This window comes from Burkholderia sp. AU16741, assembly GCF_002223345.1.
Lineage (GTDB): Bacteria > Pseudomonadota > Gammaproteobacteria > Burkholderiales > Burkholderiaceae > Burkholderia > Burkholderia sola.
The window spans coordinates 1-18,280 of sequence record NZ_NKEZ01000011.1; the positions used below are offsets into that span (position 1 = coordinate 1).

Sequence of the window (18,280 nt, forward strand, 5' to 3'; positions counted from 1 at the left end):
CCCCCTTTGCCTGATGACCATAGCGAGTCGGTCCCACCCCTTCCCATCCCGAACAGGACCGTGAAACGACTCTACGCCGATGATAGTGCGGATTCCCGTGTGAAAGTAGGTAATCGTCAGGCTCCCTTAGCCAAAAACCCCCGCCCGACAAGGCGGGGGTTTTTGCATTTCAGCGTCGAAAAACATGTCGGATGGCATGCGAGGCAAGGCGTAACAAGCGCTATCAGGCCGCTCCTGCTGGGCTGCTCGAACCCAGGCATTTCTCCGCCGTAACCTCACTTGTAACCGCCGACAGCTCAATCTCCCAGGCCATACGCACCGCGGGCCATCTTGCTGCTTTCACCACCCATCAGACCGTGATCCGCAAGATCGGAAAAAACCTGCCCGGCACAACGCTCGATTCCTTCTCGCCGACCTTTTCAGCTCCGAGCGTCAGATAGAACGGCGCAGCATTCGGATCCGCTTCGATCACAAAGCTTTTGATGCCTCTCGCAGCGGCCTCAGTCCGAACTGCTTCCCACAGCGCACGGGCGATACCCCGGCCCATGTGATCGGGATGAACGAACAGCCATCCGGGCGTCGGTCGATCCGAATCCACTGATGCTCGGACCCAGAATCCGATGATCGACTCGGCCGATTCCGCGACGTAACCGATCGCCCCTTCGATCGTTTCCGGCAAAATCGTGAGATCGCTTTGCCACAGCTCGAGCCATTCCTTCGGATAGCCCCAGTGCGCCTTCGAAAGGCGCGCCAGTCGACTGAGTTCGTCCGCATCCACGACACGCGCGGCGCGCACGGTAAATCGCTTGTCCATTTTGGCGCTCATCAGGGCCCCCGTCTCGGTGTTTTCGTCAGTGCATCACCCGCGTCGCCCGGTCTCGCCGCCGATCGACAGCCGGCCCGTTCGCCGCAGCATTGCCTGACGCGATTCAACCGCACACGCGGCGCAGCTACACGACCTGCGATGCATGTCCGGCGACGACGCGCCAGTGGGCGCCCGAGCGACGCCAGAGCCGCGTATAGGCAAACGTACCGGTGAAGGCCGTGCCATCGAAATGGCCCGCTAGGGTCGCTTGCGTCGTGGTGAGGATCATTTCGTCGATCGCGGATGCACGCATTTCGTGGACGTCGAGCGCGTCGAGACGCAAAAGCTTCGCGCGATGCGCGGCCAGGTCGTCCTCTTTCGAGACGATCTGGCCGGTCGGAATTGTGAACACCAGATCGTCGTCCAGCAGCGCGTCGAGCGCTTCGACGTCGTTGGCGAGCATCGCTGCGCGAAGTGCGGTTTCGCAGGGTTCGATGACGGTACGGATTGCATTCATGTCAGACCTCGCATCATTTCGGAGGGGAGGTGGCAGGCGGCGACAAACGCAGCCTACCGCGCATTCGGCAACGACTGACGCCGGACCAGCATCATCAGGCAGATGCCGATCGACGCGATGAGGTTGACGGCCGGATAGAACGCGACCGCGATACTCCACGTGCTCAGCGCCAGCAACGCCAGCGCGTACTTGAGCACGCACAGCGCGAAATACGCGAGGCTCTCGCTCCACGGATCGCGGATCGTCTTGCGCACGGTCGGGCCGAGGCCGGCAAGCTCGATCAGCGTAACCAGGCAGATCGACACCGTCGGATCGTCGGTCAGCATCCACAGCGGAATGGCCGACAGTGCCGCGCACAGGAACAGCCAGTCGAGGTCCGTCCAGCCGCGCTCGCCGCGAAACAGGCTGGCGATCAGCGTCAGAAAGCACGTGACCGCAATCGCCGCCGTGCACCACGCGGACGGCCCCGCGCCCGCGGCGAACTGGCCGGCGGCCGCGATCGCGGTGACGACCGACCACACGAGCCACGTGAACAGATGCGGGCGAACGGTGCGCCGGTAGATCGCGAGCGCGTAAGGGATCGCCGCCAGCAACGACACGGCCGTCCCGATTGCGCCGAAGATCGAAGCGGCGCTCCCATCGACATTCACCATCGACGCCACCTCGCTCAGGCTGGCCGACCAGTATGTGGTCTGACGGAACGGGGCGCAACGTCACGCGCGGCGGTGCGTTCGGTACCATGCAGATTCGCACCGGAACGCGGAAGAGACCCGATCCAAACAAACGGCGTCCGGACCGCGATACTGCAGGAAAACCCACGGCGCGTCGGCGCCTGCGTGACGTCAGTAACAGAACGTCCGCAGACGCCCGGCGTGCGCTTCGAGCCCGTCGAGCCCGAGATAGTGGCTGAGCTTGCCGGCGCGAACCTTGTGGATGTCGGCCTTCAACTGATCCAGCAGTTTCTCGCTCGCGGTGCGGTAGGCTGCTGCCGCGTCGACGCCACGGGCCGACAGCGCTGCGCCGATCAGCCGTGCGCTATCGGTGCCGCCGTCCGCGACGCAACGCGCCATTGCGTCGGCATCCGGCTGGACGCCGGCGTCAAGCAGCATGCGCATGAGCTCGAGCGGTACGGCGCCGGACACGGATGCCAGCGCATCGGACACGACCGGTGCGCCCGATGCGAGCAACGCGGCGGCGGCGGAAAACTTCCGGCGCCGCAGCGCATAATCCGTCGGGATCGAACTGCCGGCGAGCGCCACGCCGAGATCGGCGACGAGCGGCGCCAGCCGCGAGATCAGTGCCGCATCGTCTTGCTCGATCGCATGGCGTAATGCGTGACGTGCGAGCACCGGCTGCGCGCCGAGGGTGCCGTCGGCGAGCGGCGTGCGCCAGTCGATCACAGCTTGTCGATAGAATGCGATCAGCTTGTCGGCCAACGATGGCGACAGGCCATGATCGTCGCGGCGTTCATCGACGTATTCGAGCAGCGTGACACCGGTGCCCGGTTCGACGCCGGGCTCCAGCGGATCGACATGAAGCTGCAGCGCGCCGAATGCCGCGTACAGATCGGGGGCGATCGTCGCGAGACCGTCCTCGTGCATCGCGCCGCGCCACGCGGGCGGCAACCCCTGTTTCCATGCAAGCACATGGCCATAGTCGGCCGCGCCGGGCTCCGTCACGACGTAGATGCGGTCGCAATATTCGAAGCCGCCGAACGGCAGCGCATCGATTTTGCCGTTCCACGTGCGCGCGTTCTCTTGCGCGGCTTCTTCGGCCAGTTCGAGCTCGTGGTCGATCCAGCCCTGCAGGTCGCGATAACCGTTGCTGCCGTTGTAGAACAGCTCGCTCCAGCTGATGGCTTCGACATTGCCGTTCATCTCCAGCGTCAGGTCGTAGTCGAGGCTGCCGCCGGCCGTGACGCGCCACAGCTCGAGCAACGGGAGCGGAATGTCGCCGTGGCAGCAGGCCTGCACGGCCGCGATTTGGTCGGTCGCCATCGGCGGCTGTGCGTCGAATATCACGCGGCCGGCAAACAGCACGATACCGTGTGCGCGCAGATCGGCCAGTTCGGTGTCGGAAAAGACGGATGTTTGCATCGGAGCGGGAGCGGTAAGGGTTGATCGGTGTTTGCCGCGGATCAGGAACGGCAGGCGGCAGCCGGATGTCCGCATCGTATCAGCCGCGCGTGACCAGACGTGGCGTATCCGCACACCATTCAAGACTCCGCGTTCGCTGCATGCACGTCGCGCCGAAATGCCCCCGGGCTCGTGCCCGTCCATTTCCGGAACGCGCGATGAAACGCGCTCGGCTCGGTGAAGCCGAGCTCGGCCGCGATTTCCGCGACGCTGAGCGCGCGACCGCGCAGCAGCGACTGAGCCAGCGCACCGCGCAACTCGTCCTTGATCGCCGCGAAGCTTTGCCCTTCGCTGCGCAAACGCCGCCGCAGCGTCGCGGGCGTCGTGTCGAGGCGCGCGGCCAGCGCGTCGAAGTCGGGCCACTCGGCGGCCGGCCGCGCCTTCAGATATGCGCGCGTCTTCGCGACCCAGCCCGTGTCGTGCCGATAGCGCACAAGGAGATTGCCGGGTGCGCCGCGCAGGAAAGTCTTCAGCGCCTGCTCCGAACGGATCGTCGGCAGCGCGAGATAGGCTGCGTTGAATGCGAGCCGGCTGTCGGGCCGGTCGAAATGCACGGGGACGCCGAAGAACTGGTGATAGTCGCTGCGCTGGCCGGGGCTCGGGCACGCGAAATCGATGCGTTGCAGCGGGATACGCCGGCCGATCAGCCAGCACGCGACGCCGAGCAGGATCAGCCAGAACGTCCGGTACGCGAACGCCGGGTACGGCGTGCCCGATTGCGCCAGCACGATCTGCGCGTGTCCGTCGGCCACGACGAGTTCGCCGTGCGGCTCGTCGAGCACGACCCGGAGGAACTGCAGCGCGCGCCGCAGCGCCTTGTCGAGCGTGCCGGCATGCAGCACCGCGTGGCACAGCAGCGTGAAGCTGCCGCGGCGCATCGGGCGCGCGGCGAGCCCGAAGAATTCGTCGTCCAGGGTGCCCGCGATCGCGAGCCACAGGCGGCCGTACTGCTGCGGCGTGACGGGCTCGTGCACGACGGCCGGCAGCCCGGCGGTGCGCAGCACGGGCGCCGTCGGCAGGTCGTGCCGGCGCAGGCACGCGAGCGCATCGTCGACGAAATCCGGCGAAATCATCTGCGGCCCCATTTTCCTGCGTCCTCCGACATGGCAAAAGCGATCATGATTCTAGATTCCGTTTGTCATTGATTGCAATGTATGGGCTGTCTACTATCGATGTATCCCCGTCGCGCCCCGGCTCGACGGCGGCCATAACGAACAGGAGACACGCATGCCTGAAGGAGCTACCGCCCGGCCGGTGCCGGCTTATGCCGACACCGTGGCCCGATTCAGTATCGAGACCGCCGCCGCGCAACTGAGCGGCGACCTGGAGCGCGGCTTGAACGCGTGCGTCGAATGCTGCGACCGGCACGCGAAGTCGGACGCGATCGCACTCGACTGGATCGACGCCGGCGGGCAGCACCGCCGCTTCACGTTCGCGCAGATGCAGGCGTTGTCGGCCCGGGTCGCGAACCTGCTCGTCGCGCAGGGCGTGAAGCCGGGCGACGTGGTGGCCGGGCTGCTGCCGCGCACGCCGGAACTCGTCGCGACGATCCTCGGCACGTGGCGCGCGGGCGCCGTGTATCAGCCGTTGTTCACCGCATTCGGCCCGAAGGCGATCGAGCACCGGTTGCGCATGAGCGACGCGCGGCTCGTCGTGACCAACGTCGCGAATCGCGCGAAGCTCGACGAAATTGCCGATTGCCCGCCGGTGGCCACGGTGCGCGAAGCAGGCGAGACGCTGTCGGCGCACGACATCGATTTCCGCGCGGCGCTCGATGCGCAGCCCGATACGTTCGAGCCCGTGCTGCGCAAGGGGTCGGATCTGTTCATGATGATGTCGACGTCCGGCACGACGGGCTTGCCGAAGGGTGTGCCGGTGCCGCTGTACGCGTTGCTCGCGTTCGGTGCGTACATGCGCGAAGCAGTCGATCTGCGCGCGGGCGACCGGTTCTGGAACATCGCCGACCCGGGCTGGGCGTACGGCCTCTATTACGCGATCACGGGCCCGCTCCTGCTCGGCCATGCGACGACGCTCTACGAGGGCGGCTTCACGGTCGACAGCACGTACGACGTGATCGAGCGGCTCGGCATCACGAGCCTCGCCGGTTCGCCGACCGCGTTCCGGATGCTGATGGCGGCCGGCCCCGAGGTGGCCGCGCGCGTGAAGGGCAAGCTGCGGGTGGTGAGCAGCGCGGGCGAACCGCTGAACCCGGAAGTCGTGCGCTGGTTCGACGCGGCGCTCGGCGCGCCGATCCACGATCACTACGGCCAGACCGAACTCGGGATGGTGGTGAACAACCATCACGGCCTCGCGCACGTGGTGCACGTCGGCTCGGCCGGCTTCGCGATGCCCGGCTACCGGGTCGCGGTGCTCGACGAAGCGGGCCGCGAGCTCGGCCCCGGCGAGCCCGGCAACCTCGCGATCGACATCGCGCGCTCGCCGCTGCTGTGGTTCCGCGGCTACTGGCAGCAGGACACGCCGGCGATCGCGGGCGGCTACTACCGGACCGGCGACAACGTCGAGCTGGAGCCGGACGGCGCCGTGAGCTTCATCGGCCGCGCGGACGACGTGATCACGTCGTCCGGTTACCGGATCGGCCCCTTCGACGTGGAGAGCGCGCTGATCGAGCATCCGGCCGTCAGCGAGGCCGCCGTGATCGGCGTGCCCGACCCGGAACGCACGGAAATCGTGAAGGCGTTCGTCGTCCTGTCGAAAGGGTTCGACGGCACGCGCGATCTGGTCGAGGAATTGAGTCTGCACGTGAAGCGGCGGCTGTCCGCTCACGCCTATCCGCGCGCGATCGACTTCGTCGACGCGCTGCCGAAAACCCCGAGCGGCAAGATCCAGCGCTTCGTGTTGCGCAAGATGGAAGCCGAGAAGGTCGCTCAACCATGAATACGGACTGCGAATGAATATCAAGGATCGCGTTTTTCTAATTACGGGCGCCGGTTCCGGCCTCGGCGCCGCGGTGGCGCGCATGGTCGTCGCGCAAGGCGGCAAGGCCGTGCTGCTGGACGTCAACGACGAGGCGGGCGCGGGTCTCGCCAACGAGCTCGGTGCGGCCGCGCGCTTCGTGAAGACCGACGTGACAAGCGAAGCCGACGGCCAGGCGGCCGTCGCGGCCGCGCGCGACACGTTCGGCCGCGTCGATGCGCTCGTCAACTGCGCGGGCGTCGCACCGGGCGAGAAGGTCGTCGGCCGCGACGGCCCGCATTCGCTCGACCGCTTCGCGCGGGCGGTGTCGATCAACCTCGTCGGCACGTTCAACATGATCCGGCTGGCCGCCGAAGCGATGTCGAAGCAGGACGCCGACGCGGAAGGCGAGCGCGGCGTGATCGTCAACACCGCGTCGGTGGCGGCGTTCGACGGGCAGATCGGACAGGCCGCGTATGCGGCGTCGAAGAGCGGCGTGGTGGGCATGACGCTGCCGATCGCACGCGAGCTCGCGCGCTTCGGCATTCGCGTCGTGACGGTCGCGCCCGGCATTTTCGCGACGCCGATGATGGCCGGCATGCCGCAGGACGTGCAGGACGCGCTCGGCAAGAGCGTGCCGTTTCCGCCGCGGCTCGGCCGCCCGGAAGAATTTGCGGCGCTGGTGCGCCACATCGCCGAGAACACGATGCTGAACGGCGAAGTCATCCGTCTCGATGGCGCGTTGCGCATGGCACCGCGCTGACACTGGAGGAAGCGAATCATGACGACTCAGGATCCGATCGTAATCGTGGGCGCGGCGCGCACGCCGATGGGTGGTTTTCAGGGCGACCTGGCGGCAGCCAGCGCCAGCGACCTCGGCGCGGTGGCGATTCGCGCGGCGCTCGAGCGCGCGAACGTGCCGGCCGAACGCATCGACGAAATCGTGTTCGGCTGCGTGCTGCCGGCCGGCCAGGGCCAGGCGCCGGCGCGCCAGGCCGCGCTGAAGGCCGGGCTGCCGCTCGCGGCGGGTGCGACCACGGTCAACAAGATGTGCGGTTCCGGGATGAAGGCGGCGATGTTCGCGCACGACCTGCTGCTGGCGGGTTCGGCGGGCGTGGCGGTGGCAGGCGGGATGGAGAGCATGACGAATGCGCCGTACCTGCTGCCGAAGGCGCGCGCGGGCATGCGCATGGGGCACGGGCAGGTGCTCGATCACATGTTCCTCGACGGGCTCGAGGACGCGTATGAAAAAGGCCGCCTGATGGGCACCTTCGCCGAGGATTGCGCGCAGGCCTACCAGTTCACGCGCGAAGCGCAGGATGCGTTCGCGATTGCGTCGCTGACGCGGGCGCAGCGCGCGATCGCGGAAGGGCGTTTCGTGTCGGAGATCGCGCCGGTGACCGTGAAGGCCGGCAAGACGGAAAGCGTCGTGTCGATCGACGAGCAGCCGGGCAAGGCGAAACTCGACAAGATCCCGACACTGAAGCCGGCGTTCCGCGACGGCGGCACGGTGACGGCCGCGAATGCCTCGTCGATCTCGGACGGCGCGGCCGCGCTCGTGATGATGCGCCGCTCGGAAGCCGAGCGCCTCGGCCTCACGCCGAAGGCCGTGATCGTCGGGCATTCGACTCATGCGGACAAGCCCGGCCTGTTCGCGACCGCGCCGATCGGCGCGCTGCGCAAGCTGTCGGAGAAAACCGGCTGGAACCTGCGCGACGTCGACCTGTTCGAGATCAACGAAGCGTTCGCGGTGGTGCCGATGGCCGCGATGCGCGACCTCGATCTGCCGCACGAGAAGGTGAACGTGCACGGCGGCGCATGCGCGCTCGGGCATCCGATCGGCGCGTCGGGTGCGCGCGTGATGGTGACGCTGCTGGCCGCGCTCGAAACGTATGGCCTGACGCGCGGCATCGCATCGCTGTGCATCGGCGGCGGTGAAGCGACGGCCATTGCGATCGAACGCATCGCGTAATACGTCGTGCATCGCATCGCATCGCACGCGCGAGCGTGGTGTCACGGATCACGGGCGGCGCGTATCGCACGGGACCCCCGTGCGATACGCGCCGCCCGTTTTTATTCGATGGAAGCGTCGTGTCGCGCTACGGCTTCGCGTTCGGCGACACCGCGCCGCACGCACGAATCACGAGCTGCACGACCTGCTCGGTTTTTTCGTCGAACGCCTTCTTCGTGAACGCGCGCTTGCCGCTCAGCGCGCGAATCTGCGCATCGAAATCCGCATAGTGCTGCGTGGTCGCCCAGATCAGGTACATCAGCGCATGCGGATCGATCGGCGCGAGCAACCCGCGCGCGATCCAGCCTTCGATCACCTTCACGCGGGTGTCGAACCACGGCTTCACGCGTTGCGACAGGATGTCCTGCATGTGCTCCGCGCCGTGGATGATCTCGTTGGCCCACACCTTCGAGCCGAGCGGGCGCCGCTGCGACAGCGCCATCTTCGCGCGCACGTAGCCGCCGATCGCCTCCACCGGATCGTCGCCGGCCTCGAACGAGCCGGCCGCGTGGTGCCAGTCCTCGAACAGATCTTCGAGCACGCGGCGGTACAGCGCGAGCTTGGTCGGGAAGTAGTAGTGCACGTTCGCCTTCGGCAGGCCCGCGCGTTCCGCGATCATCGCGGTGCTGGCGCCGGCGAGCCCGCGCTCGGCGAATACGGCCTCCGCGCATGCGAGCAGATGCGCTTCGTTGGACTCGCGAATGTGCGCCTTGCGTCGCCGCAAAGGCGCCGCCGTTTCATCCCGGTCGGTGGCTTCGATCGTCGCCTCGTCATGTCTCATCGTTACCCTCGCGCGGCGGCCATGCCGCGTTGGGCTTCATTCTAGCCGCTGATTCGCGTCGCGCGCACGCATCCGGATGCCGCCATGCCGCCGCGATGCTGCGTTGCGATGGCACGTTTCTCGCTCCGGTGCGTCGCGCAAGAAAGACGTTGCGCTGCTCATTTTGATCGTCTAAAACCTGTCCAATCGGACAGGATTTGACGCGTTTCACGCACCCGACCGAGCATGCACCGCATCCGGGCGGCGTGCCCCGAAACAGGCCTCGCATGCACCGGCACAGACCGGGCTGACGACATCACCGACCCCACAGGAGCGATACGAATGAACGCGGTATCGGAAACAGTGAAGCGGGCAGCTTTCGACACGTCGATCAAGATCGACGGCAGGCGGTTGTGGGACAGCCTGATGGAAGTCGCGAAAATCGGCGCGACGCCGAAGGGTGGCGTGTGCCGTCTCGCCCTCACCGATCTCGACAAGGCCGGCCGCGACCTGATCGTCGGCTGGGCGAAGGCTGCGGGCTGCACGGTGACGGTCGATACGATGGGCAACGTGTTCATGCGCCGCGCGGGCCGCGTGGCCGACGCGGCGCCGGTCGTCACGGGCTCGCACGCGGATTCGCAGCCCACCGGCGGGCGCTTCGACGGCATCTACGGCGTGCTGGGCGGCCTCGAGGTGATTCGCAGTCTGAACGATCACGGCATCGAGACCGAGCATCCGGTCGAGGTCGTGATCTGGACCAACGAGGAGGGTTCGCGCTTCGCGCCGGCGATGGTCGCATCGGGCGTGTTCGCGGGCGTATTCACGCTCGACTACGGGTTGTCGCGCAAGGACGTCGACGGCAAGACGATCGGCGAGGAACTCGCGCGCATCGGCTACGCGGGCGACGTGCCGTGCGGCGGGCGCAAGCTGCACGCGGCGTTCGAACTGCATATCGAACAGGGGCCCATTCTCGAAGCGGAATGCAAGACGATCGGCGTCGTGACCGACGCGCAGGGGCAGCGCTGGTACGAGATCACGTTCACCGGCCAGGAGGCGCACGCGGGGCCGACGCCGATGCCGCGCCGCCGCGACGCATTGCTCGGCGCGTCGCGCGTGGTCGATCTCGTCAACCGGATCGGCCTCGATCATGCGCCATTCGGCTGCGCGACGGTCGGCATGATGCAGGTCCACCCGAACTCGCGCAACGTGATTCCGGGCCGCGTGTTCTTCACCGTCGATTTCCGCCATCCGGACGACGCCGTGCTCGCGAAGATGGACGCGGCGCTGCGCGACGGCGTTGCGCGCATCGCGGGCGACATTGGGCTCGACACCGAACTCGAGCAGATTTTCTACTACAAGCCGGTCGCGTTCGACCCCGCCTGCGTGGCAGCCGTACGCGACGCGGCCGATCGCTTCGGCTACTCGCATCGCGACATCGTGTCGGGGGCCGGCCACGACGCGTGCTATCTGGCGCAGGTCGCGCCGACGTCGATGGTGTTCGTGCCATGTATCGACGGCATCAGTCACAACGAGATCGAGGACGCGACGCCCGCATGGATCGAGGCCGGCGCGAACGTGCTGCTGCACGCGATGCTGTCGCGTGCGTGCGAGCCGGCTTCATGACGGATCGGGTATAGCGCGGCCGGTAGACCGCGCATAGTTCGACCGTAGCAATCCTAAGCACGACCGCCCCGACTGTGCATCCGCAGCCGGCGGGGACGGCTTTGTCTCCACCCAGTCGAAGGAATGCGTATGACCACCCAGCCAACCGGCGATATCGCCGCGCATCGCCTGTCGTCCACGCAACTCTCGTGCGAATTCGCCGATATCGCGCCGCTGCTCGATTCGACCGCCGCGGCGGCGGCGGCCAGCCGCTGCCACTACTGCTACGACGCGCCGTGCGTGCACGCGTGCCCGACGCAGATCGACATCCCGAGCTTCATCCGCAAGATCGGCAACGGCAACCTGAAAGGCGCGGCGATGGACATCCTGTCCGCGAATCCGATCGGCGGGATGTGCGCCCGCGTGTGCCCGACCGAGATCCTGTGCGAAGGCGCATGCGTGCGCAACCATCAGGATGCGCAGCCGGTCGCGATCGGCGCGTTGCAGCGGCACGCGACCGACTGGGCGATGGAGACTGGCGCGGTGCAGTTCCGGCGCGCGCCCGAGACGGGCCGCCATGTGGCGGTGGTCGGCGCGGGGCCGGCCGGGCTCGCGTGTGCGCACCGGCTCGCGCTCGCCGGGCACCGCGTCACGCTGTTCGATGCACGGCCGAAGGCCGGCGGCCTCAACGAATACGGGATCGCCGCGTACAAGACCGTCGACGATTTCGCGCAGCGTGAAGTCGAGTGGCTGCTGTCGGTGGGGGGCATCACGCTGGAAACGGGTATCGCGCTCGGTCGCGACGTCACGCTCGACGCATTGCGCGAACGGCATGACGCGGTATTCCTCGCGATGGGCCTCGGCGGCGTGCGTGCGCTCGCGATCGACGGCGAGCAATTGGGCGGCGTGATGAACGCGGTCGATTTCATCGAGCAGGTGCGGCAGGCCGACGGGCTGGAGAAGGTGGCGGTCGGGCGGCGCGTTGTCGTGATCGGCGGCGGCAATACGGCGATCGATGCGGCCGTGCAGAGCCGCAAGCTCGGCGCCGAGCGTGTGACGATGGTGTACCGGCGCGGGGTGGACGCGATGAGCGCGACGTGGGCCGAGCGCGAATTCGCGCAGAAGTGCGGCGTCACGCTCGTCACGCACGCGAAGCCGGTGCGCATCGCAGGCACGGACGGGCAGGTGACGGGCGTCGAATTCGAGGCCGCGTCGGGCGAGCGTTTCACCGTCGATGCGGACATGGTGCTGAAGGCGATCGGCCAGACGCTCGTGCCGGACGGTATCGAAGCCGCGCTGCTGACCGCGGACCGCACGCGTATCGCGGTGGATGCGGACGGGCGCACGGCGCTGCCGGACGTATGGGCCGGCGGCGACTGCGCGGCAACCGACGGCATCGACCTGACGGTGCAGGCCGTGCAGGACGGCAAGCGCGCGGCCGCGTCGATCGACGCGACGCTCGCCGCGCGTGACGCGAAGGCGGCCTGAACGCGCGACGCACCGCACGCACACCGACGAACACGACCCCTTCTCACGGAGCCGAACATGGCCGATCTCCGCTGCACCATCGCAGGCATCACTTCGCCGAACCCCTTCTGGCTCGCGTCCGCGCCGCCCACCGACAAGGCCTACAACGTCAACCGCGCGTTCGAGGCGGGCTGGGGCGGCGTCGTGTGGAAGACGCTCGGGCTCGATCCGCACGTCGTCAACGTCAGTTCGCGCTACGGCGCGGTGCAGTGGAACGGCCAGCGCATCGCGGGGCTGAACAACATCGAGCTGATCACCGACCGTCCGCTCGACGTGAACCTGAGAGAGATCGCGCAGGTGAAGCGCGACTGGCCGGACCGCGCGCTGATCGTGTCGCTGATGGTGCCGTGCAACGAGCGCGACTGGAAATGGATCCTGCCGCTGGTCGAGGATACCGGCGCCGATGCGGTCGAGCTCAACTTCGGCTGCCCGCACGGGATGAGCGAGCGCGGGATGGGCGCGGCGGTCGGGCAGGTGCCCGAATACGTCGAGATGGTCACGCGCTGGGTGAAGGAAGGCACGAGGCTGCCGTGCCTCGTGAAGCTCACGCCGAACATCAGCGACATCCGGATGGGCTCGCGCGCCGCATACAAGGGCGGCGCGGACGGCGTGTCGCTGATCAACACGATCAACTCGATCGTCGCGGTCGATCTCGACCAGATGGCGCCGATGCCGACCGTCGACGGCAAGGGCACGCACGGCGGCTATTGCGGCCCGGCGGTCAAGCCGATCGCGTTGAACATGGTCGCGGAGATCGCCCGCGATCCGGAAACGCCGAACCTGCCGATCTCGGGCATCGGCGGCATCTCGTCGTGGCGCGACGCGGCCGAGTTCATGGTGCTCGGCGCCGGCAGCGTGCAGGTGTGCACCGCCGCGATGCATTACGGATTCCGGATCGTGTCGGATCTCGCCGACGGCCTGTCGAACTGGATGGACGAGAAGGGCTACGCGACGCTCGACGACATTCGCGGCCGCGCGGTGCCGAACGTGACCGACTGGAAATACCTGAACCTGAAATACGACATCAAGGCGCGCATCGACCAGGACCGCTGCATCCAGTGCGGGCTGTGCCATATCGCGTGCGAGGACACGTCGCACCAGGCGATCACGGCGACGAAGGACGGCGTGCGGCACTTCGAAGTGGTCGATTCGGAATGTGTCGGGTGCAATCTTTGCATGCATGTGTGTCCGGTCGAGCAATGCATCACGATGGAGCGCGTCGATTCGGGCGACTACGCGAACTGGACCACGCATCCGAACAATCCGGCGAGCGCGGATGCCGGCGCGAGCGGCGGCCCGGCGGCCGCGCCCGAGAAGCACGCGAAGGCGGCCTGACCGGCGTCCGGCGGCACAGGAGAGCTTGCGCCGCCGCTTTTCGTTTCCCCGGGCCGGCATCGTGCGATGCCGGCGCCGACGTTTTCGTGGAGCGCGTTCAATGAAACCAGCAGCGATTCCCGCCGATCCCGACAGCGCCGCGGCGCACGGCGGCAGCCTGTACAACGACGACCTCGCGCCGACGACGCCGGCGCAGCGCACGTGGAAGTGGTACCACTTCGCGGCGCTGTGGGTCGGGATGGTGATGAACATCGCGTCGTACATGCTCGCGGCCGGGCTGATCCAGGAAGGCATGTCGCCGTGGCAGGCGGTGATGACGGTGCTGCTCGGCAACCTGATCGTGCTCGTGCCGATGCTGCTGATCGGCCATGCCGGCGCGAAGCACGGGATTCCGTATGCGGTGCTCGTGCGTGCGTCGTTCGGCACGCAGGGCGCGAAGCTGCCGGCGCTGCTGCGCGCGATCGTCGCCTGCGGCTGGTACGGCATCCAGACCTGGCTCGGCGGCAGCGCGATCTACACGCTGCTGAACATTCTGACCGGCAATGCGCTGCACGGCGCGGCGCTGCCGCTCGTCGGCATTTCGTTCGGACAGCTCGCGTGCTTCCTCGTGTTCTGGGCGCTGCAGCTGTACTTCATCCTGCACGGCACCGATTCGATCCGCTGGCTCGAAAGCTGGTCCGCGCCGATCAAGGTCGTGATGTGCGTGGCGCTCGTCTGGTGGGCGACGTCGAAGGCGGGCGGGTTCGGCTCGATGCTGTCGGCGCCGTCGCAGTTCGCGGCGGGCGGCAAGAAGGCGGGACTCTTCTGGGCGACCTTCTGGCCGGGCCTGACCGCGATGGTCGGCTTCTGGGCGACGCTCGCGCTGAACATTCCCGATTTCACGCGCTTCGCGCATTCGCAGCGCGACCAGATGATCGGCCAGTCGATCGGGCTGCCGCTGCCGATGGCGCTGCTGTCGGTGGTGTCGGTCGTCGTCACGTCGGCGACCGTCGTGATCTACGGCAACGCGATCTGGGATCCGATCGACCTGACGAGCCGGATGACCGGCATCGGCGTGGGCATCGCGCTCGTGATCCTCACGCTCGACACGATGTGCTGCAATCTTGCCGCGAATCTCGTCGGGCCTGCCTACGATTTTTCGAGCCTGTGGCCGAAGGCGATTTCGTACCGCGCGGGCGGGATGATCACCGCGACGATCGCGATCGTGATGATGCCGTGGAAAATCCTCGCGACGACGGACGGCTATATCTTCACCTGGCTCGTCGGCTATTCGGCGCTGCTCGGGCCGGTCGCGGGCATCCTGATGGTCGACTATTTCCTGATTCGCGGCACGCAGCTCGACACGCGCGCGCTGTTCGACGAGCGCGGCGATTTCAGCTACGCGCGCGGCTGGAACCCGGCCGCGCTGGTCGCGCTCGCCGTCGGCGTGCTGCCGAACCTGCCGGGCTTCCTGCATACGGCGTTTCCGGCGTCGTTTCCGAACGTGCCGGCGTTCTTCAACACGCTTTACACGTATGCGTGGTTCGTCGGCCTCGTGCTGGCGTCCGGCGTATACGGCACCTGGATGAAGTGGCGCGCCGGACCGCGCGCGCGGATTGTAAGCGCATGACGCGCGAGCCGGCGGCGACTCGCGCGCGGCATGCGGCACCCGACAGTCAACGAGGAGGCAACGAAATGGCAATCCTGATTCGCGGCGGCACCGTGGTCGATGCGGACCGCTCCTATCGCGCGGACGTGCTCTGCGCCGATCCGCAGGACGGCGGCACGATCCTGCAGATCGCGGAGCAGATCGACGCGCCGGCCGGCGCAACCGTCGTCGACGCGCACGATCAGTACGTGATGCCGGGCGGCATCGATCCGCATACGCACATGGAACTGCCGTTCATGGGCACGACCGCGAGCGACGATTTCTATTCGGGCACCGCTGCCGGGCTGTCGGGCGGCACGACGAGCATCATCGATTTCGTGATTCCGAGCCCGAAGCAGCCGCTGATGGAGGCGTTCCACGAATGGCGCGGCTGGGCCGAGAAGGCGGCTTCCGATTACGGTTTCCACGTGGCCGTGACGTGGTGGGATGAGAGCGTGCACCGCGACATGGGCACGCTCGTGCGCGAGCATGGCGTCTCGAGCTTCAAGCACTTCATGGCGTACAAGAACGCGATCATGGCCGACGACGAAGTCCTCGTGAACAGCTTCACGCGTTCGCTCGAACTCGGCGCGCTGCCGACCGTGCACGCGGAGAACGGCGAGCTCGTGTTCCAGTTGCAAAAGGCGCTGCTCGCGCGCGGGATCACGGGGCCGGAGGCGCACCCGCTGTCGCGGCCGCCGGAGGTGGAGGGCGAAGCCGCGAACCGCGCGATCCGCATCGCGCAGGTGCTCGGCGTGCCCGTGTATATCGTGCACGTGTCGGCGAAGGACGCGGTGGACGTGATCACGCGCGCGCGCAGCGAAGGGCTGCGCGTATTCGGCGAAGTGCTGCCGGGGCACCTGGTGATCGACGAGGCCGTCTATCGCGACCCGGACTGGACGCGCGCGGCGGCCCACGTGATGAGCCCGCCGTTCCGCTCGGCCGAGCATCGCGAGGCGCTGTGGCGCGGGCTGCAGTCGGGGCAGCTGCATACGACGGCGACCGATCACTGCGTGTTCTGCGCATCGCAGAAGGCGATGGGCCGCGAGGATTTCACGAAGATCCCGAACGGCTGCGGCGGCGTCGAGGATCGCATGTCGGTGCTGTGGCATCACGGCGTGAACCACGGCCGCATCACGCCGAACGAGTTCGTGCGGATCACGTCGACCAATGCCGCGCAGATCTTCAACCTGTATCCGCGCAAGGGCGCGGTGCAGGTCGGCGCCGATGCCGACCTCGTCGTGTGGGATCCGGCCGCGACGAAGACGATCTCGGTGAAGACCCATCATCAGCAGGTCGACTTCAACGTGTTCGAGGGGATGACGGTGCAGGGCGGCGCGACGCACACGCTCACGCGCGGCGCGCTCGCGTGGGCCGACGGCGATTTGCGCGCGGTGCGCGGCGCGGGCCGCTACCTGAAGCGTCCGCCGGCGGCCGGCTACTACGAGGCCGCACGGATCGCGAACCGGCTGCGCGAGCCGCATCCGGTCGAGCGCGCGGGTTGAACGATGCGCGTCGCGCGGGGCGTGTCCGTTCCGACGGCACGCCCCGCGCCTGTTTTAGCTGCGTAGATAGAACACCTGATCAAATTGTCGAAGACGAAAACGGAAACGATCGATGCCATTGATCGCGGCGATTTTGGCGACGTTGCCGGCGTGCATATCGAGCGAGTAACATCCACCCACCCCATCACGTGGGCCGCGGGCACGGGCCGTCCGCCGGACAGTTCAAATAGTGAGAAAGGAGCACAAAGGTGGATATTCTGCGCAGTCTCCTCGGTATGCTGTTTCTGTTGCTGGTCGCGTATCTGTTGTCGAACAACCGCCGCGCGGTCAGCGCGCGGACCATGATCGCCGCGCTGCTCACGCAGTTCGCGATCGGCGCGCTGGTGCTGTTCGTGCCGTCCGGCCGCGCGGCGCTCGCCGGGGCCGCGAACGGCGTCAATCGCGTGCTCGACATGGGCAATCACGGCATCGCGTTCGTATTCGGCGGGCTCGTCGACGCGCGCATGTTCCAGTTGTTCGGCGACGGCGGGTTCGTGTTCGGCCTGCGCGTACTGCCGATGATCATCTTCGTCACCGCGCTGATCTCGGTGCTGTACTACATCGGCGTGATGAAGTGGATCGTCGCGATCCTCGGCGCGGGGTTGGCGAAGGTGCTCGGCGTGAGCCGCATCGAGGCGTGCTCGGCCGTCGCGACGATCTTCCTCGGGCAGAGCGAGATGCCCGCGCTCGTGAAGCCGTTCGTGCGCAACATGACGAGCGCCGAAATCTTCACGGTGATGGCGAGCGGGATGGCGTCGGTCGCCGGCTCGGTGCTGGTCGGCTACGCCGGCCTCGGCGTGAAGATGGAGTACCTGCTCGCCGCGTCGTTCATGGCGGTGCCGGGCGGGCTGCTGTTCGGCAAGCTGCTGTTTCCGACCGTCGAGCCGAGCCGCGTGGTGGTCGACGGCCTCGATTTCGACGACAAGCGCGCCGCCAACGTGATCGAGGCGGCCGCATCCGGCGCGTCGGTCGGCCTGCGCATCGCGATCAACGTCGGCGCGATGCTGATCGCGTTCGTCGGGCTCATCGCGCTGATGAACCTGATCGTCGGCGGCGCGGCTGCGTTCGCGGGCTTTCCGCAGGTCACGCTGGTCGGCATCATCGGCCACCTGTTCGCGCCGCTCGCGTGGATCATCGGCGTGCCGTGGCACGATGCGACGCTGGCCGGCAACTTCATCGGCGAGAAGCTGATCTTCAACGAATTCGTCGCGTACGGCGACCTGTCGCCGTACCTGAAGGGCGGCGCGCACGCGGCGGCGGCCGGCCTGCAGGTGCTCGACCCGAAGACGCTCGCGATCGTGTCGTTCGCGCTGTGCGGCTTCGCGAACTTCTCGTCGATCGCGATTCTCGCGGGCGGGTTCAGCGCGGTCGCGCCCGAGCGCCGCTCGGACGTCGCGCGGCTCGGCTTGCGCGCGCTGACGGCCGCGACGCTGTCGAACCTGATGAGCGCGGCGATTGCCGGGCTGTTTTTCTCGCTGCATTGAACCGTGCAGCAGACTCCGAC

At 67.4% G+C, this 18,280-nt stretch carries 15 protein-coding genes and 1 rRNA gene; 10 read left to right on the top strand and 6 right to left on the bottom strand.

The window, feature by feature from the left end; translation table 11 throughout:
• The first annotated feature begins 9 nt into the window (after window positions 1–9).
• Window positions 10–122 (top strand): 5S ribosomal RNA (rrf, locus tag CFB89_RS29125).
• 227 nt (window positions 123–349) lie between these two features.
• Here rrf and CFB89_RS29130 read toward each other — a convergent pair.
• From CFB89_RS29130 to CFB89_RS29150, 5 genes are all read right to left on the bottom strand, one after another.
• The gene (locus CFB89_RS29130; protein ID WP_089470983.1) at window positions 350–814 is read right to left on the bottom strand and encodes a GNAT family N-acetyltransferase; all 465 of its coding nucleotides are present in this window, start codon (window positions 812–814) and stop codon (window positions 350–352) included.
• Window positions 815–950: 136 nt separating this feature from the next.
• Window positions 951–1,322 (bottom strand): nuclear transport factor 2 family protein, encoded by a 372-nt coding sequence (locus tag CFB89_RS29135; RefSeq protein WP_089470984.1) that lies wholly within the window; start codon window positions 1,320–1,322, stop codon window positions 951–953.
• Window positions 1,323–1,375: 53 nt separating this feature from the next.
• Window positions 1,376–1,975, bottom strand: a complete 600-nt coding sequence (locus CFB89_RS29140) for a hypothetical protein (RefSeq protein ID WP_089471663.1) — start codon at window positions 1,973–1,975, stop codon at window positions 1,376–1,378.
• Between the two features lie 189 nt (window positions 1,976–2,164).
• A complete protein-coding gene (locus tag CFB89_RS29145) occupies window positions 2,165–3,418 on the bottom strand; it encodes an SMI1/KNR4 family protein (RefSeq protein WP_256979796.1) in 1,254 nt (417 codons plus the stop codon).
• Between the two features lie 119 nt (window positions 3,419–3,537).
• Window positions 3,538–4,542: an AraC family transcriptional regulator gene (locus CFB89_RS29150; RefSeq protein ID WP_089470986.1), complete on the bottom strand. Its 1,005-nt coding sequence runs from the start codon at window positions 4,540–4,542 to the stop codon at window positions 3,538–3,540.
• A 142-nt stretch (window positions 4,543–4,684) separates the two neighbouring features.
• Between CFB89_RS29150 and CFB89_RS29160 the strand changes: the two genes are divergently transcribed.
• Genes CFB89_RS29160 through CFB89_RS29170 form a run of 3 tightly spaced genes read left to right on the top strand, consistent with a single transcriptional unit; the run spans window position 4,685 to window position 8,342 of the window.
• Window positions 4,685–6,352, top strand: a complete 1,668-nt coding sequence (locus CFB89_RS29160; protein WP_089470987.1) for an acyl-CoA synthetase — start codon at window positions 4,685–4,687, stop codon at window positions 6,350–6,352.
• Between the two features lie 13 nt (window positions 6,353–6,365).
• Window positions 6,366–7,133: a 3-hydroxyacyl-CoA dehydrogenase gene (locus CFB89_RS29165; protein WP_089470988.1), complete on the top strand. Its 768-nt coding sequence runs from the start codon at window positions 6,366–6,368 to the stop codon at window positions 7,131–7,133.
• Between the two features lie 18 nt (window positions 7,134–7,151).
• Entirely contained in the window at window positions 7,152–8,342 is a 1,191-nt protein-coding gene (locus CFB89_RS29170; RefSeq protein ID WP_089470989.1) for an acetyl-CoA C-acyltransferase, read from the top strand.
• Window positions 8,343–8,469: 127 nt separating this feature from the next.
• Here CFB89_RS29170 and CFB89_RS29175 read toward each other — a convergent pair whose 3' ends face one another.
• A complete protein-coding gene (locus tag CFB89_RS29175; RefSeq protein WP_089470990.1) occupies window positions 8,470–9,162 on the bottom strand; it encodes a TetR/AcrR family transcriptional regulator in 693 nt (230 codons plus the stop codon).
• 321 nt (window positions 9,163–9,483) lie between these two features.
• On the opposite strand from CFB89_RS29175, the gene CFB89_RS29180 reads away from it, so the two are divergent.
• The 6 genes from CFB89_RS29180 to CFB89_RS29205 all read left to right on the top strand — a co-directional run bounded on the left by CFB89_RS29180 (window position 9,484) and on the right by CFB89_RS29205 (window position 18,260).
• Complete coding sequence (locus CFB89_RS29180; RefSeq protein WP_089470991.1) at window positions 9,484–10,764, top strand: Zn-dependent hydrolase; 1,281 nt, start codon at window positions 9,484–9,486, stop codon at window positions 10,762–10,764.
• A 129-nt stretch (window positions 10,765–10,893) separates the two neighbouring features.
• Window positions 10,894–12,231 (top strand): NAD(P)-dependent oxidoreductase, encoded by a 1,338-nt coding sequence (locus tag CFB89_RS29185; protein ID WP_089470992.1) that lies wholly within the window; start codon window positions 10,894–10,896, stop codon window positions 12,229–12,231.
• A 57-nt stretch (window positions 12,232–12,288) separates the two neighbouring features.
• Window positions 12,289–13,605 carry an NAD-dependent dihydropyrimidine dehydrogenase subunit PreA gene (gene preA, locus CFB89_RS29190; RefSeq protein WP_089470993.1) on the top strand — a complete coding sequence of 439 codons (1,317 nt, stop codon included), beginning with the start codon at window positions 12,289–12,291 and terminating at the stop codon, window positions 13,603–13,605.
• Window positions 13,606–13,705: 100 nt separating this feature from the next.
• Complete coding sequence (locus CFB89_RS29195) at window positions 13,706–15,214, top strand: NCS1 family nucleobase:cation symporter-1 (protein ID WP_089470994.1); 1,509 nt, start codon at window positions 13,706–13,708, stop codon at window positions 15,212–15,214.
• A gap of 65 nt (window positions 15,215–15,279) precedes the next feature.
• Window positions 15,280–16,737 (top strand): dihydropyrimidinase, encoded by a 1,458-nt coding sequence (hydA, locus tag CFB89_RS29200; protein WP_089470995.1) that lies wholly within the window; start codon window positions 15,280–15,282, stop codon window positions 16,735–16,737.
• Between the two features lie 248 nt (window positions 16,738–16,985).
• Complete coding sequence (locus CFB89_RS29205; protein ID WP_011545785.1) at window positions 16,986–18,260, top strand: NupC/NupG family nucleoside CNT transporter; 1,275 nt, start codon at window positions 16,986–16,988, stop codon at window positions 18,258–18,260.
• The last annotated feature ends 20 nt before the right edge of the window (window positions 18,261–18,280 follow it).